Below are 15,494 nucleotides of genomic sequence, written 5' to 3' on the forward strand. Positions count from 1 at the left end.
CATTCTAAGAAACGAAGTGATAAAACAGTGGCTGCTAATCTTATTCAAAACTTAAATGTGTGTATAGCTACTCAGCTTGACTCATCTCGTATTTATGTTCACTGGTCGTTTTCTGAGCATATTCGAGAGATGGTAGAAAGTATGTTTTCGACACGGTGGAAAGAATTGAATCTAGCTATGTGTACGTATGATATAACAGGTCTTCATTTTAACGGCCATGAATCAAACCGCTATTATATGAAGGGTCTTACTCCTAAGCAAGACTTCATGTTTATGAACAGCCTGGAAAGTGAGCGCACGTATGTAATAGATATTGGTATTCAAGATAAAGAAGGAAGTTTTTTTTCCCTTCTTCGTTCGAATCCAGTTTATTTGATGAAAGAACAACATGAACAAGTGAATGTAACTTCGTTGAGCTGGATGTACGAACCTGTAAAAGTTCACCAGGGTGTTCAAAATGAATTTAGCACATATTCCTTATATTCAAATGACTTGGAGCAGGTGAAGAAGCAATATGAATAGTGATGACTGTATTCTTTTAACTTATATGCATTATCCCTTGCTACATGTACTTCAAGCAGAGAGTGAGTATCCGCTGTTTGAACAAGTAACGAACGAGTTCATCCCTTTTTTAGATCAAATTGAGTCTAAGAAATTGATAGGTGCAACAGCTGTGATGTCTTGTGTGTTTTTGAACGCATTAAACGACGAGGAGTTTAACACTCGTTACGCTCGGTATTTACACCAGTTTTCAAGCCGGCAGCATCAGAGAGCACTCACCTTTTTAAAAAAGTGGAACGGGAGCTTGTTCTCAGCCTGCAAATATTTCTTTCAGCATGACATGATGGAATGTATTCCTACTACTGTAACGAACGCGTTCGTTTCCGTCCTTAAAACCGAACAAACATTAAATCTACAAATCACAGAAGCAATACGTGTTTTTCAACAGTTTTTTGAAAAAAAGCCCGCTGGTTTTTTTATACAACAAGGAGAGTATACTCATCAAGTAGATATGCTCCTGAAATCTCATGAAATGCGCTATACCTTTGTGAAGTCATCAACAGATGAACTAAAAAAGTCGCCTGCTGGCATTATCTTGTTTCCATATCCTAAGCAAGGAAAACAAGTTGAGGAAGGAACCATGAATAAAGCGAGTGCTGTTTTGGATTTGAAAGCTAAGGACACGCTTGGCTTTCAGCGAATGCAAGCAGCAAGCGGTACATTTCAATATCCTTTAGACTACGCGAGGGATATACAGTTTCTTCAAAGCGAAACTCTTGCACTCTACGGTGCAACAAAAAGCGCCGAATTTGTCAGTGAGAACAATCGATTGTTTATTTCAACCGTACAGAAGTCAGAGGCGATGCTAGATGTTATCGATTCTAAACATCCTAGCGTGGTGAATGCTATCTACCGACAGTGGCTTCTTTTAAGTAGCAGCGATTGGCTTTATAATTTTGAAAAAGTCAGAGATGAATACGAAAGGCAAGTAAAACTATTTGATTTTCTTTGTCACGAAAAGAATCCAAGGATGGATAGCGAAAATAGTTTTCTTTCAGGAAGTTCTTTTTTATACCCTACAAAAGAGATAGAGCCGGCGGCTTTATCAGTAAATCAATATAAAGGCGGTCTCTCCATTTTAATGCTTGCATGGGAATTCCCTCCTCTAGTTATCGGAGGACTTGCACGACATGTATTTGATTTATCCAGAGCGTTAGCAAAGGCGGGCCATCACGTTAGTGTATTAACAACGTATGTAGAGGGGCTGCCGGAATATGAGCGGTTATACGGTGTTCACGTTTACCGAGTTAAAAGCCTGCAGCCTCATCATCCGGATTTTTTGACGTGGGTAAACAGTTTGAACGTGGCTATGGCTCTTAGAGGACTGCAATTAGGCTACAAGCTGTCTTTTGACGTTATTCATGCTCATGACTGGCTTGTTGCCTCCGCTGCAAAATGTTTAGCAGATAAAACGGATAGACCGCTAATTACGACCATTCATGCGACAGAACATGGGCGCAATAATGGTATTCATAATGACATGCAGCAGAAGATTCACTTGCAAGAAGAGGAGCTGATTCAACAATCAAGCTCAATCATTGTCTGCAGTGACTATATGAAGAAAGAATTAATCACTTTATTTCACGTAGAGCAAGATAAAATTGCTATATTTCCAAATGGAATTGACAAGCAGCTGGTAGTCGACGCAGTAAATGAGCGGCTAAAAGAAAATTTACAAAAGAAATATAATTTTAGAAAGGCCCCTATTATTTTTTCAATTGGACGAATTGTATATGAAAAAGGATTTCAGCTGTTTATTGAAGCAGCGGAACTATTTAAGAAAAAACAAATAGATGTTCAATTTGTTGTGGCGGGAAAAGGGCCTTTACTTCATGAGTTTCGAACACAGGTAAGTGAAAAGCAATTAGACAAATACGTGTATTTTATTGGATACATTACCGATAACGAACGAAATCAGCTTCTTCAAGCTTGCAAAATGGTTGTTTTTCCAAGTCTATATGAACCTTTTGGAATTGTGGCTTTAGAGGGGATGGTAGCCAAGAAACCAACTATCGTTGCCGATACAGGAGGTCTAAGTGATATTGTTTCACATTTCGACACGGGCCTGACGTTTGCCCGAGGAGATACGCTCGAATTAATCAACTGTATTGAATTTTTGTTAAAAAATGAAAAAACGGCTGCAAAAATCAGCGAAAATGGGTATAGAAAAGCAACAACTATGTTTAGCTGGGAAAAAATCGCTATTGATACAAGTAAGCTGTTTCAACATCACATTTGCCAGGATAAAAAAAGAAGGGAGGCAAAAAATTGAAAGCCATTATACTTGCTGGCGGTAAAGGAACAAGACTGCAGCCCTTGACCTATACGATTCCAAAGCCTATGCTGCCGCTTTACGATAAACCTGTGATGGAATATAGCATTGAACTGCTTAAGAAACATGGAATTACAGAGATTGGGATTACGCTGCAGTATAGGCATGAACAAATTATTGAATACTTTGGGGACGGCTCTCAGTGGGGAGTGACGCTTACTTATTTTATCGAAAAAGAGCCTCTTGGAACAGCGGGCGGAATTAAGCGAGCAGAGGCCTTTATTGAGGAAGACTGTATTATCATTAGTGGAGATGCCTTAACAGAAATTAATCTTCAAGACGTTATTCATTTTCATTATGAACAAAAAAGCGAAATGACCATTGTTACAAAAGAAGTAAACGACGTGCGGGGTTACGGAGTGGTGACGATAGATGAAGGGCATCGAGTCACGGGATTTGTAGAGAAACCGACTTACGAACAGGCCAATAGCCGATTGATTAATACGGGAGTGTATGTGATCAAAAAATCCGTTCTTGATTACGTGAATTCTTATGGTCCTACAGATTTTAGCTTTGACATTATTCCGCTTCTTTTGGAATATAATCATACTGTGTGCAGTTTTGTAACGGAAGATTATTGGATTGATATTGGGCAAATCCACCATTATCGTCAAGCACACTATGATTTGTGGAGGAAGTGGTTTGGCAAGAGACAGGAAAGTATTGTCTCAGATGACGCGCTTATAGAAGAAGGGGTGACTGTTTACGATCCGGTTTACGTAGGAGAAAATGTGGTGATTAGAAAAGGTGCTTCAATTGGTCCTTACACGATTATCGGAACCAATAGTATCATAGAAGCACATGCTGCAATCGATAAAACGATTTTGCTTCAAAACGTAACGGTGGGGGCAGAATCATTTTTATACAACGCTACGATAGGTCCCTATGTAAATGTTCAAGCAATGACTACGTATGTCCAAGATACAGTAGCTGAAAACCAAGTGCTACCCCAACTTTCTGTAAAACCAGATGTTTCTATCTTCAAAAACGGTCGCCTGTATGTACATTCATCTGTTGATCGAGAAAGACTATACAATGCGTTATTACTTGTATGCAAACATCAAGGGTCGTTCTGTCTAGCAAGCGATGATGAAGGAGAAGCCACTCAACTTCGCAAAGAATGCTTTTCTTTTTTACGGAGTAATCATTCAGCTGTGTATGATATTAAAAAAGAAGCTCTTCCGGTATTTCGATATTACATGATGACTTCACAAGCGAGCATTGGTATTTATATTGGTGTGGATAGCAAAAACAGCGGTCTGTTTTTAGAAATATATGACAATAAAGGGCAATTAGTTAATCAGCTTATTGAAAAAAAGATTGAGCGGATGTACCTTCAAGCTAAAAAAGCAAACGTAACGACTTCTGTTTCATTTAAAGAAACAAACATAGGAAATATCAGGGGAGAATATTGTGATGCTTTAGTAAAATCAATTAATCAGCATGCTTTATTAGAAGACAGTATGCGGATTGGCGTGATTTGTTCGCCGTTTATACAGGAAGTTGTCGAATTATTATGTAAGCGTCTTCGTGTCCACGTTTTATTTTTAAACAAATGGGAGAAAACAGAAGAAACCAAACGAATAATTAAACGAAATAAGCTGTCTTTTTGTATTCAGATTAAAGAAGATGGAGAAACATTTGCTCTATATGATGAAAAAGGCTGCAGCGTAAATGACTCAGAAATTATGTCGCTTTATATTTATAGCGTATACATGACAAAAAAAGTAGCATTCGTTCCTATTCCTATACACTATTCATCCACCCTAGAAACATTTGCTCAATCTCTCAATCAATCATTTATGAGGACAAAAGCAAAAAAACGTGATTTGCTTAGTCTTTTGGGGCCCGTTCAATTTCAGTTAGATGCCATGTACGCTTTATGTCAGCTGATCGAATTAATTATGGTGCAACAGCGGAAAATTTCTGAAATGATTCAATATGTCCCGCACGCTTATATGAACTGGCGGTATATTTCGTGTCCCCTAGAAATTCAAGAACAAGTGATGAAGAAACTATTAGAAGAAGCAATCGGTAAACAAGTGTATGTCATTGATGGCTTAAAAATTTACCATGATCCTCATGAATGGACGCTTATTTTGCCCGATGGTCACTTGCCTGTATTAAATATTTATTCAGAGGCGTTAAACACTCAGACTGCCAAGAAGCTGTCGGCATATTTTGTAGAAAAAATACAAGAGTATCAAAGAGTGTAAATAATGGCTTTTATTTAAAAGAAAGGAAGTGCGCCTCTCATAAAAAGAGTTCCGCTTATTTCAAGAAACTTCATCTATATATAAGGCGCAGCAGAGAAGGAGCTCAGGGCTCTAAGAGGAAAGAAAAAGTGAAGAAATGAAATTAAATGACTTTCTTCAAAAAAACAGACTGGCATTTCCTTTCGAAAAATGATATTATATTAAAGTCTGATTTATGTTTATAATGTTTGGAGGGAAAATAGATGCGCGTAAACGTTACATTAGCTTGCACTGAAACTGGTGACCGTAATTACATTACAACTAAAAACAAGCGTAATAACCCAGATCGTCTTGAGTTAAAAAAATACAGCCCAAGACTTAAAAAAGTTACACTTCATCGTGAAACAAAGTAAGCAGTAGGAGTACAATCCTGCTGTTTTTTTTATAGGGGGGAATTAAAATGAAATCTCATCTGCGCAAAGAGATGAAGCGCGTTCTTAATTTAATTTCTGAAGAGCAGCACGAGGCACATTCAACAAGCATAGCAAATGCACTGTATGAAACTTGTTTATGGAAAGAAGCTAGAGTCATTGCAGCTACAGTTTCAAGAAATAAAGAAGTTAATACGAAAGCCATCATTGAACGTGCTTGGAAAGATGGAAAGAAAGTAGCTGTTCCAAAATGCAACCCCACAACATCTCAAATGGTTTTCTACGAGATTACGAATTTTTCACAGCTTGAAACAGTGTACTACGGGTTAGCCGAACCAATTGTTGAAGAAACTGTTCCCGTTTCAAAATCTTCAATTGATTTACTCCTTGTGCCTGGCGTAGTATATAGCAAAAATGGATATCGTATCGGCTATGGAGGCGGCTATTACGATCGTTATCTAACAGATTATAGCGGACAGAAGCTAAGCCTTGCGTTTGAGTGTCAAGTCGTTTCAGAGGTCCCATATGAATCTCATGATATTCCCGTTGAATATATTTTGACAGAGAAGGAGCTTATTTGCTGTGAATCCGTTTGATGCTGTCATGATAATTGTAATATTACTCATGGCAGGAGCAGGCTACATAGCAAAAGCACTGACAGTATCAGGAGCCTGCATGTCTTTCATCGTAGGAGCGAGCGTTTATATTGGTTTTTCGCTTCAAGGTTTTTTACTCTTACTCTTATTTTTTAGCACTTCTACGTTGTGTAGTAAGTACAAAAAAGAAAAAAAAAGCGCATTAGAAGAAAAGCTAGAGAAGCACGACAGGCGAGATTATATTCAAGTCCTTGCTAATGGAGGTGTAGCTGCTGCTTGCGGTTTGTTATATGCTGCAACAGCTTTTCCTGTTTACATGTGGATGTTTATGATCGGTATCTCAGCTGCTAATGCGGACACATGGGCATCTGAAATAGGATCTCTTAGTAAGAAGCCGCCGTTTTACCTTTGGACATTAAAGAGAGTAGAAGCGGGTACCTCAGGAGCCGTTTCACTTTTAGGTACAGCAGCCGGAGCAGCCGGAGCTTTTCTTATTGCTGCCGCTTGTTATTTTGCTTTTCCATCCGCATCGCTGAGTAGTATATTGCTAGTAGGGTGCTTTGGTTTTATTGGAAACGCTATAGACACTCTTCTTGGAGCAAGTGTGCAAGTTCGCTTTCGCTGTCAAAGCTGCGGTATTGAAACGGAACGGAAAGATCATTGCCGTAAGCCAACGATAAAAGAGAAAGGAATAACTTTCTTTAACAATGATGTTGTAAATCTTGCCGCTATTTTGCTTGCTGCTTTTACAGGCGGAATCCTTATCCTGCTTTTACCTATATAAGAGCATAAAATGTTCGCCATAGGAGCAAAGTAAACGTAAGGAGGCTTGAAAATGAGACATATTGTATTAGTACTTACGCTTTTAGTTGTTGGAACGCTGGGCTATCAAATGAGATACCGTGTTTTAAATTCGCTGTTTGGAAATTCATTTATCCGCAGTCTAGCTGTTCGTTCATTTTTTAATTTGCCGTTTGTTCGGGATCGTTTAATGAAGCAGGTCTTCCGTTAGGAGCGAAAGATACATAAAAAACACCTTACAGACCTGTAAGGTGTTTTTTTGTAGAAAAAGAAAAAGGGAAAATCGTTGCTTTTTTCCTGGCTTTCTGCCATCTTTACATATAGAGAGTATGAGGAGGTGACTATTTGTCTAGGCAAGATTTTTATTATTTGCAGCTGGCACAGCAATTGCTTGGCCATTCTTCATATGAGCTGATTTCGATGAAAGCTGATGCTTCAGAGCTATGGTTTCAATCTTCGCATCGCAAAGATAAGTCAATTGTCCGCATAGTCCGCCGGAATTTTAAATCAGCCGTTGAACAGCAAAAAGATGTGTTATATGCATTACAAAGAGCTGAGAATGTGCGAAAGCAGAGAGGTAAATCAACGCTTACTCTTAACACGATTTACTTTGCTGATTTTGATCCTTTTTATACAGAGCAGTCCTTAGAAAGCACGCCGAGTCCCTCTAAAGTGAACAGCTCAGTTGAACAACTAACGGCAGATAAAGCAAGCGCTTATGAATCTCTATTCGAACGGCTAGGTCTTACATTGGAAAGTGCAGACAATTTCTCTTCCGAAGAAGAAGCCGAGCGCATAGAACAGTGGAAACATAAAATTGTGCTTTTTGTACAGAAAAAACAAAGCGAAGAACAGCAAATAGCTGGATACGGGAAGCCTATTTTTACATATATATTTTTAGCGCTGCAAATCTTAATGTTTCTATTTCTGGAGTGGAAAAGCAGTACACAAAATACGCTCACTCTGATTCAATACGGAGCTAAATACAACCCCTTAATTATGGAAGGCGAATGGTGGCGTTTTTTTACACCTATAATTTTGCATATAGGACTTCTGCATTTGCTTATGAATAGTGTAGCCCTGTATTATTTAGGAACGCTTGTAGAGAGGATATATGGCAGCGGGCGTTTTGTCTTTATTTATATATTTGCCGGGTTTGCAGGATCTCTAGGAAGTTTTATATGGAATACGTCTATTTCCGCAGGAGCCTCAGGGGCTATTTTCGGTTGCTTTGGAGCTTTGCTGTTTATAGCAAGAACAAATCCACGCTTCTTTTTTCGAACAATGGGGTCGAGTTTCATTGTCATCATTGTGATTAACTTGATTTTTGGATTTGTTGCGCCGAACGTCGATAATGCAGGGCATATTGGCGGTTTGGTTGGCGGGTTTTTAGCTGCGAGCATCGTCAGTTTACCGAAACAAAAAAAGCTGTATATTCAGATTCCGGCTTTCATTTGCACGCTTTTATTAGTAGGAAGTCTGCTTTTTTATGGATATCATGAGCGTTCTGTTTATCAAGATGAGCCCTATGCACTCAGCGTAGCAGCTACGTATCTTCAGCAGAAGCAGTATGAAGAAGCAAAAGATGCCATTAAGCTTTTTGTTGAAAAAGGAACAGGAAATAGTAACGTGTATTTCGTCAGTGCTAGCGCAGAATTTTATCTTGAAAATTATAAAGAAGCTAAACAGCAATTGAATCAGGCTGTAAAGTATGATTCAACTTTTCATGAGGCGTATTACAATTTAGCTCTGGTGAATATGAAGCTCAATGATATTCCAGCGGCCACACAAAATATCGATAAAGCAATTGCGCTGGAACCGCAAAATGAAAAATACGAAAAGCTGAAGCAAGAGCTAGGAAATTAAAACTGTTGAATGACGAATTTAATATTTTATACTTTACTATTGTGAGAACGTTTACTAGAATATTAATATGTAGACCTAGCAGTGGGCGTTAAATACGGCCGCTGTTTATGACTGAATGACTGTTGAGTTATCTCAAAATAAATGAATTATATCACCTAGACAATAGGATAAAGGTGACAGAATGAATACGTTATATGATGTACAACAATTATTAAAGTCCTTCGGCATTTTTATATACGTGGGCGATCGTATTGCTGATTTAGAGCTGATGGAAGCGGAAGTAAAAGAGTTATATCAGTCTAACTTGATTGATGTACGTGATTACCAAATGGCAATTCTTTTGCTTCGTCGAGAGTTAAAACAACAAAAAGAGAAAAAGGATGAATGAACATGGATGACAAATGGTTAGTTGGAGTTGATTTAGGCGGTACAACAATAAAAATGGCCTTTATTAATCATTATGGAGAAATCATTCACAAGTGGGAAATTAATACGGATGTGAGCGAGCAAGGCCGTAAAATTCCAACAGATATTGCAAAAGCAATTGATAAAAAGTTAAACGATCTTGGAGAAGTAAAATCAAGGTTAGTAGGAATTGGTATTGGTGCACCGGGGCCTGTCAACTTTGCAAACGGTTCGATTGAAGTAGCTGTCAATTTAGGTTGGGAAAAATTCCCTATCAAAGATATCTTGGAAGTAGAAACTTCTCTTCCTGTTGTAGTAGACAATGATGCAAACATTGCAGCGATTGGAGAAATGTGGAAGGGTGCTGGAGACGGAGCAAAAGATTTACTTTGCGTTACGCTTGGCACAGGCGTTGGCGGTGGCGTCATTGCAAACGGTGAAATTGTACAAGGCGTAAATGGAGCCGCTGGTGAGATCGGGCACATTACTTCTATTCCTGAAGGCGGGGCACCGTGTAACTGCGGCAAAACCGGCTGTTTAGAAACAATTGCTTCAGCAACTGGAATTGTACGTTTAACAATGGAAGAATTAACGGAAACGGACAAACCAAGTGAGCTTCGCACAGTGTTAGAACAAAATGGACAAGTTACATCTAAAGATGTATTTGATGCAGCTCGTTCAAAAGACGAGTTAGCTATGCATGTTGTAGATAAAGTTGCCTTTCATTTAGGTCTAGCACTAGCAAACTCTGCTAATGCATTAAACCCTGAGAAGATCGTTCTAGGCGGCGGTGTGTCTCGTGCAGGCGAGGTATTACTTGCACCGGTAAGAGATTATTTCAAACGTTTTGCATTTCCTCGCGTAGCGCAAGGTGCTGAATTAGCAATCGCTACTTTAGGAAACGATGCGGGAATTATTGGAGGAGCTTGGTTAGTTAAATCTTATTTTGAATAATAAGCAAGAATCTAACTGAGATAAAAAAGCGCTTTGACATTTAGTCAAAGCGCTTTTTTATCATGCATCTTTTCAATCTTTACATATACATAGTGTAAAGGAGTGAAGATTATGCAAATTGTAGATATCCAAAAGCCCTACGATTACACGCGAACAATACAAGATATCCAAACACTTTTGACGTACTACCCCTATGGTTCTCTTGAATGGATAGGGTGCAGCGTGCTTGGAAAGCCGATTCCTCATATTTTAATTGGAAACGGAGAAAGAAAAGTTCATATTAATGCGTCTTTTCATGCCAATGAATGGATTACAACAAATGTTCTTCTACAGTTTGTTGAAGATTATTTAGCTGCTCTTCATTATGACCAGGCGTTGAACGGGCAGGAAGCAAGAGCTCTTTTTAACCAAGTTACGCTTTCTGCGGTTCCAATTGTTAATCCAGACGGAGTAGACCTGGTCTTAAAAGGTCCTACTGTAAGTGAACCTTATGCGTCTTTTCTTTCTAAAATAGGGAGAGATTTTCCGGATTTTCAAAGCTGGAAAGCAAATATCCGAGGGGTGGACTTAAACAATCAGTTTCCGGCTTATTGGGAAATCGAAAAAAAGCGTAAAGAACCTAAAGCGCCGCATTATCGAGATTTTCCAGGCTACGAATCTCTCTCTGAACCTGAAGCTCAGGCAATGGTAAAACTCGTTGAGCGTCATGATTTTGATTGTGTGATTGCTTTACATACCCAAGGAGAAGAATTTTATTGGGGGTATATGAATGAAGAGCCTGAGGAAGCAGAGGAAATAGCAAGCTATTTTGAAAGGGTAAGCGGTTATAAAGCTGTCAAAACGATTGATAGTCACGCGGGATTTAAGGATTGGTTTATTTTAGAAAAGAAAAAGCTGGGGTTCACCCTAGAATTGGGAAAAGGGATTAATCCGCTGCCTTTATCTCAAATATCGCGCGTATATAATCCGACTAAAGCTATTTTAGTTGCGGCAATGGATTATCTGTCTATTTAAAAAGCCACGCAAAGCATATGCTTTGCATGGCTTTTTTAATGATGTACCGCCGGATAGCCGTGATGTATGATGGTCATCACGGTAAACCATCCGAATACACCGAATGTTAGTACCGAAAAACCAATGCCTAATATGTTTTTATTTCTCAAAGATGAAATAGCTGCAAATACGCCTAGCAATGTTGTTAGTGCAAAAATAATCATAAGACCCACTCGAAGAAACCTCCTTTAGGTAACTTAAAATTAAAGCGCTATCATTAGCTTATCCCTTCAATTGTAAAACTTTTCTAACCGTTTGTCGAGATGAAAACCAATCTTTCTTTTGCTTCTTTGGCTTAGAAAGGTCCTTACTTTCATTTATAAGATGATGTGTGTATGATAATGCATATAACGGAAATAAATTTACACAAGGAGGACACGTTATGAACTATCATCGTATACCGCTAGGACCTATTCAAACGAATTGTTATGTCGTTGCTAACGAAAAAAAAGAATGTTTAATTTTTGATCCGGGAGCTCAGGGAAAACAGCTCGTTGAATTTCTCGAAAAACAAACGTATAAACCATTAGCTATTTTGCTGACACACGCTCATTTCGATCACATTGGAGGAGTAGATGAGGTGATGAATCACTACTCTATCCCGCTTTATGTACATAAAAACGAAAAAGAATGGCTTCATAATAGTGACTTAAACGGGTCGAAATTTTTTGACCTAGGAGAAATTACAGCTCCAGATGCAACCGATATTATTTCATCAGAAGGCAATTTAACAATCGGTTCATTCCAATTTGAGGTGTATGAAACGCCTGGTCATTCTCCTGGCAGCGTTTCATATTATTTCAAACCGGGTAACTTTGTAGTATCTGGTGACGCGCTTTTTGCAGGCGGCATCGGGCGCACAGATTTACCTGGAGGTAATCAAGCTCAGCTGTTAGAAAGCATCGAATCGAAATTGCTGTCCCTTCCAGAAGATACGCTTGTACTAAGCGGTCACGGACCTGAAACAACTGTGGGACACGAAATGGATCAAAATCCTTTTCTAAATGGTTTTTAAGAATACAAAAAGCGATGGAAGCCCATCGCTTTTCTCTTTACTGTCCTGGTGTCATCATAAAAGTTGACCAGTACGTGAACCCCACAAAAAAGACGGTCAAATATGCTCCGAAAACGTAAATGTACATTCTTTCAGACAGCTTTAAATAACTAAGAATTACAAAAAAGCCTGTTTGAGCTAAAAAGAGTAAAGAAGTCTTATGCATGTGACCGAGGTAAAACATTACAGTGAAAATTGCTGTCCAGAACCCCATTACACGGTACATTCGTTCCACGTCCATTTCCTCCTTTATCAAACTTAGTTAGTGTCATGATGAATGTCATCGCTGTGTAAGCACTAGAAAGCACTTATGAAACTATATCGATACTTTTCCATTATAATACATCCTTTCTTTCCTGAAAACGCTATCTTTTCCTTGAAATACGACAGAAGAAAAAAAGTTATACAAAACATGTGCAAAATACTATACAAAAGTTATACAAAACGTGTACAATGTATATAAACAACCTACAACTAAAAAACGGGAGGGTTTCATATGGAAGAAATTAAATTTTATACGTACCCGAGCTGTACATCTTGTCGTAAAACGAAAAAGTGGCTAGTGAAGGAAGATGTAAATTTTAAAGAGCGTCATCTATTTAGAGAAACACCTACTCATAAGGAAATGCTTGAACTTCTTTCTATGACAACAGAAGGGATGGATGAACTTCTGGCTAAAAGAAGTCAAGAATATAAAAAGTTAAATGTTGATGTGGATAGCATGACACTATCAGAAGTGGTCAATCTATTAATTGAACATCCTCGTTTGCTTCGCCGACCAATTTTAACAGATGGCAAAAAGCTTGTAGTAGGCTATAACGAATCTGCTCTTAAAAATCTAGTTAAGAAAAAAACAAGTCTTGCTTCTCTAGTTGTCTAAGCGTACATGATGAAGAAGCTCAATTCAGTAAATAACGAATAAAACGACAGCGTAGAGTTTTACATCACGTTGTCTTTTTTTATGTAGTCGTTTAGAGGTGTACAGAAGTTGTACATCGTGTACAAGGACTGAAGCGAAGAAAAGAAACGTATACTAAAAAAATTATAAAAAATGAAAAAAGAAGAAGGAAAATCTCGAAAAAGGTCGAAATTACTGTTTCTAGATGTTTTGACAATCATCTTTATTACAAATAAAGGAGCGATGATCGTTTGACCGAAATTGAACAGTTTGCAACTTACATTATACGAGATGCATGTGAGTGCCGAAGTTCTGATGTGCATATTGTGCCCCGAAAGAAAGATGCTGTGATTCAGCTGCGAATTGACCAGGAGCTTAGTTTAAAGAGGGTTATTTCAAAGGAAATGTCTGAACGGCTCATTTCGCATTTTAAATTTTTAGGGGGAATGGATATTGGCCAGCGCAGAAAACCTCAAAATGGTGCACTGACCACTTCCATTGATCACTATCAAGTAAATTTGCGTTTATCAACTCTTCCTACTTCTCATGATGAAAGTCTTGTTATTCGACTTTTGCCTCATCAACAATCTACATCTCTCAAACATTTATCTCTTTTTCCTGAACATACTAAAAAGCTTATTTCTCTCTTGAAATTCTCTCATGGATTAATTATTTTTACCGGTCCTACAGGATCAGGTAAAACCACCACTCTATATACTCTTTTACACGAAGTAAAGCACCTTTTTAATCGGAATGTTATTACATTAGAAGATCCTATTGAAAAACCGAGTGAAACCGTGCTTCAAGTGCAGGTAAATGAACGCGCAGGGATTACGTATACGACTGGTTTAAAAGCTATATTGCGCCATGACCCAGACATTATCATGGTGGGAGAAATAAGAGATAGTGAGACCGCCAAAATTGCTGTGAGAGCAGCGCTTACCGGACACTTGGTTTTGACAACAATGCATACTAAAGATACAAAAGGATCTTTGTACAGGCTGCTTGAATTTGGGGTTAGCTTTCAAGAAATGGAACAGACTCTTGTAGCAGTAGCTGCGCAGCGCCTTGTAGAAATTCGCTGTCCGCTGTGTTCCGGAAAATGCCACCCTGCTTGTAAGAAAATGAGGAAGCATCGTCAGTCCAGCATATACGAATTGCTTTATGGCAAGGAGCTTAGCGCAGTGATGAGAGAAGTGAAAGGAGAAAATGCGGATTATGATTATAAGACGCTCCGAGATGTTATTCTAAAAGGAATTGCGCTAGGCTATTTATATCCGCATTCGCTAGATGGATGGGGGTAAAGACAAATAAACAAAAAAGGTGGTCTCTGGCTCAGCAAGCAAAAATTCTTAAGCAGGTCTCTAAGCTCTTAGAAAAAGGCTACACTCTTTCTCAAGCTCTTTCATTTTTGACGTTTCAAGTATCTAGCAAAGAAAAAACGGATATTGAAAAATGTCTTGAACAGTTAAAACGAGGAGAATCTTTGCACGATGCTTTTGTTAAACTTCAGTTTCACCGTGATATTCTAAGCTATTTATATTTTGCAGAACAGCATGGAAACCTTCAATTTGCTTTGAAAGAAAGCAGCTCAATGATTGAAGAAAAAGTAAGGCATCGTAAAAAATTTCAAAAGCTTGTTCAATATCCCGTATTGCTACTGCTGTTTATTCTTTCCATTTTATTTGTTTTAAGTACGGTTTTACTTCCACAGTTTGAAGCTCTGTACTTATCCTTTGGAAACAAGCAGTCTTCGTTTATCCTCTTATTTATGCAGGCGATGTCGTTCTTTCCTTTTGTGTTACCTGCAGTCATCAGTATGCCAATCATCCTGTATTTGTTTTATGTGATTTACATTAAAAAATTGCCTCCAGTAGTTCAAATGCAGCTTTTTATGAGAGTTCCCGTTATCCGAACGTTCACACGGCTATTTAACTCGTACTTTTTTTCTGTTCATATGAGCAATTTACTAAATGGTGGTTTATCTATTTATGAATGCTTTGCTCTTTTTCAAAAGCAAGAGCATCATCCGTTTTTTCAAGTGGAAGCTTTTGCTTTTACAGATCAGCTTTCCTCAGGAATGCGACTAGATCATATCATTTCAGGTAAATCTCATTATGAAAAAGACTTGGCTCACGTTATTGTGCATGGCCAGCAGAACGGTGAGCTTTCTCAAGAACTGTATGATTACAGTCTATTTATGATGGAAAGAATGGAACAATTTATTTTTCGTATTTTAAAATATGTACAGCCGCTTACATTTTTATTCATCGGAATTGTCATTCTGCTTATGTATATGTCCGTTATGCTTCCGATGTTAGAAGTGATGTCGAGCTTGTAGAAAGGTG

General features: G+C 38.3%; 17 protein-coding genes. 15 read left to right on the forward strand and 2 right to left on the reverse strand.

Annotated features, from left to right (window positions below):
* The first annotated feature begins 27 nt into the window (after positions 1 to 27).
* From MMB69_RS01970 to MMB69_RS02020, 11 genes are all read left to right on the forward strand, one after another.
* Positions 28 to 522 carry a DUF4912 domain-containing protein gene (locus MMB69_RS01970; protein ID WP_221784578.1) on the forward strand — a complete coding sequence of 165 codons (495 nt, stop codon included), beginning with the start codon at positions 28 to 30 and terminating at the stop codon, positions 520 to 522.
* Entirely contained in the window at positions 515 to 2,833 is a 2,319-nt protein-coding gene (locus tag MMB69_RS01975; protein WP_277447073.1) for a glycosyltransferase, read from the forward strand. Before MMB69_RS01970 ends, MMB69_RS01975 begins: the two co-directional genes overlap by 8 nt.
* Positions 2,830 to 5,109 (forward strand): sugar phosphate nucleotidyltransferase, encoded by a 2,280-nt coding sequence (locus MMB69_RS01980; protein ID WP_277447075.1) that lies wholly within the window; start codon positions 2,830 to 2,832, stop codon positions 5,107 to 5,109. Before MMB69_RS01975 ends, MMB69_RS01980 begins: the two co-directional genes overlap by 4 nt.
* Before the next feature lie 242 nt (positions 5,110 to 5,351).
* On the forward strand, positions 5,352 to 5,501 hold the full coding sequence (rpmG, locus tag MMB69_RS01985) for a 50S ribosomal protein L33 (protein ID WP_013059189.1): 150 nt from the start codon (positions 5,352 to 5,354) through the stop codon (positions 5,499 to 5,501).
* Between the two features lie 47 nt (positions 5,502 to 5,548).
* The gene (locus MMB69_RS01990) at positions 5,549 to 6,115 is read left to right on the forward strand and encodes a 5-formyltetrahydrofolate cyclo-ligase (protein ID WP_221784575.1); all 567 of its coding nucleotides are present in this window, start codon (positions 5,549 to 5,551) and stop codon (positions 6,113 to 6,115) included.
* On the forward strand, positions 6,102 to 6,899 hold the full coding sequence (locus MMB69_RS01995) for a DUF92 domain-containing protein (RefSeq protein ID WP_277447078.1): 798 nt from the start codon (positions 6,102 to 6,104) through the stop codon (positions 6,897 to 6,899). Before MMB69_RS01990 ends, MMB69_RS01995 begins: the two co-directional genes overlap by 14 nt.
* Positions 6,900 to 6,950: 51 nt before the next feature.
* Positions 6,951 to 7,127 carry a hypothetical protein gene (locus MMB69_RS02000; protein WP_013059186.1) on the forward strand — a complete coding sequence of 59 codons (177 nt, stop codon included), beginning with the start codon at positions 6,951 to 6,953 and terminating at the stop codon, positions 7,125 to 7,127.
* 134 nt (positions 7,128 to 7,261) lie between these two features.
* Positions 7,262 to 8,782, forward strand: coding sequence for a rhomboid family protein (locus MMB69_RS02005; protein WP_221784574.1), 1,521 nt, complete (start codon positions 7,262 to 7,264; stop codon positions 8,780 to 8,782).
* Positions 8,783 to 8,963: 181 nt separating this feature from the next.
* Positions 8,964 to 9,170 (forward strand): YqgQ family protein, encoded by a 207-nt coding sequence (locus MMB69_RS02010; RefSeq protein ID WP_013059184.1) that lies wholly within the window; start codon positions 8,964 to 8,966, stop codon positions 9,168 to 9,170.
* Positions 9,171 to 9,172: 2 nt separating this feature from the next.
* Positions 9,173 to 10,141, forward strand: coding sequence for an ROK family glucokinase (locus tag MMB69_RS02015; RefSeq protein ID WP_013059183.1), 969 nt, complete (start codon positions 9,173 to 9,175; stop codon positions 10,139 to 10,141).
* A 111-nt stretch (positions 10,142 to 10,252) separates the two neighbouring features.
* The gene (locus tag MMB69_RS02020; RefSeq protein ID WP_277447079.1) at positions 10,253 to 11,155 is read left to right on the forward strand and encodes a M14 family metallopeptidase; all 903 of its coding nucleotides are present in this window, start codon (positions 10,253 to 10,255) and stop codon (positions 11,153 to 11,155) included.
* 35 nt (positions 11,156 to 11,190) lie between these two features.
* Here the strand turns inward: MMB69_RS02020 and MMB69_RS02025 are convergent, their stop codons facing one another.
* Complete coding sequence (locus MMB69_RS02025; RefSeq protein WP_028411614.1) at positions 11,191 to 11,367, reverse strand: DUF2759 domain-containing protein; 177 nt, start codon at positions 11,365 to 11,367, stop codon at positions 11,191 to 11,193.
* Between the two features lie 209 nt (positions 11,368 to 11,576).
* Between MMB69_RS02025 and MMB69_RS02030 the strand changes: the two genes are divergently transcribed.
* Positions 11,577 to 12,209: an MBL fold metallo-hydrolase gene (locus MMB69_RS02030; RefSeq protein WP_028411613.1), complete on the forward strand. Its 633-nt coding sequence runs from the start codon at positions 11,577 to 11,579 to the stop codon at positions 12,207 to 12,209.
* A gap of 37 nt (positions 12,210 to 12,246) precedes the next feature.
* Here MMB69_RS02030 and MMB69_RS02035 read toward each other — a convergent pair whose 3' ends face one another.
* The gene (locus MMB69_RS02035) at positions 12,247 to 12,483 is read right to left on the reverse strand and encodes a DUF2626 domain-containing protein (RefSeq protein ID WP_013059179.1); all 237 of its coding nucleotides are present in this window, start codon (positions 12,481 to 12,483) and stop codon (positions 12,247 to 12,249) included.
* A 261-nt stretch (positions 12,484 to 12,744) separates the two neighbouring features.
* Between MMB69_RS02035 and MMB69_RS02040 the strand changes: the two genes are divergently transcribed.
* From MMB69_RS02040 to comGB, 3 genes are all read left to right on the forward strand, one after another.
* Positions 12,745 to 13,128 carry a Spx/MgsR family RNA polymerase-binding regulatory protein gene (locus MMB69_RS02040; RefSeq protein ID WP_013059178.1) on the forward strand — a complete coding sequence of 128 codons (384 nt, stop codon included), beginning with the start codon at positions 12,745 to 12,747 and terminating at the stop codon, positions 13,126 to 13,128.
* A 269-nt stretch (positions 13,129 to 13,397) separates the two neighbouring features.
* The gene (gene comGA, locus MMB69_RS02045) at positions 13,398 to 14,450 is read left to right on the forward strand and encodes a competence type IV pilus ATPase ComGA (protein WP_277447080.1); all 1,053 of its coding nucleotides are present in this window, start codon (positions 13,398 to 13,400) and stop codon (positions 14,448 to 14,450) included.
* Positions 14,441 to 15,487, forward strand: a complete 1,047-nt coding sequence (gene comGB, locus MMB69_RS02050; protein ID WP_269870419.1) for a competence type IV pilus assembly protein ComGB — start codon at positions 14,441 to 14,443, stop codon at positions 15,485 to 15,487. Before comGA ends, comGB begins: the two co-directional genes overlap by 10 nt.
* The last annotated feature ends 7 nt before the right edge of the window (positions 15,488 to 15,494 follow it).

Origin of the sequence: Priestia sp. P5 (assembly GCF_029522155.1) — a bacterium.
Lineage (GTDB): Bacteria > Bacillota > Bacilli > Bacillales > Bacillaceae_H > Priestia > Priestia megaterium_E.

Bases quoted from the DNA above. Each gene is read 5' to 3' on its own strand.
- MMB69_RS01975 (WP_277447073.1), top strand. From the start codon at position 515: ATGAATAGTGATGACTGTATTCTTTTAACTTATATGCATTATCCCTTG.
- MMB69_RS01990 (WP_221784575.1), top strand. From the start codon at position 5,549: ATGAAATCTCATCTGCGCAAAGAGATGAAGCGCGTTCTTAATTTAATT.
- MMB69_RS02040 (WP_013059178.1), top strand. From the start codon at position 12,745: ATGGAAGAAATTAAATTTTATACGTACCCGAGCTGTACATCTTGTCGT.
- comGB (WP_269870419.1), top strand. From the start codon at position 14,441: ATGGGGGTAAAGACAAATAAACAAAAAAGGTGGTCTCTGGCTCAGCAA.
- MMB69_RS02000 (WP_013059186.1), top strand. From the start codon at position 6,951: ATGAGACATATTGTATTAGTACTTACGCTTTTAGTTGTTGGAACGCTG.
- MMB69_RS02015 (WP_013059183.1), top strand. From the start codon at position 9,173: ATGGATGACAAATGGTTAGTTGGAGTTGATTTAGGCGGTACAACAATA.
- MMB69_RS02020 (WP_277447079.1), top strand. From the start codon at position 10,253: ATGCAAATTGTAGATATCCAAAAGCCCTACGATTACACGCGAACAATA.
- MMB69_RS02010 (WP_013059184.1), top strand. From the start codon at position 8,964: ATGAATACGTTATATGATGTACAACAATTATTAAAGTCCTTCGGCATT.
- MMB69_RS02030 (WP_028411613.1), top strand. From the start codon at position 11,577: ATGAACTATCATCGTATACCGCTAGGACCTATTCAAACGAATTGTTAT.
- rpmG (WP_013059189.1), top strand. From the start codon at position 5,352: ATGCGCGTAAACGTTACATTAGCTTGCACTGAAACTGGTGACCGTAAT.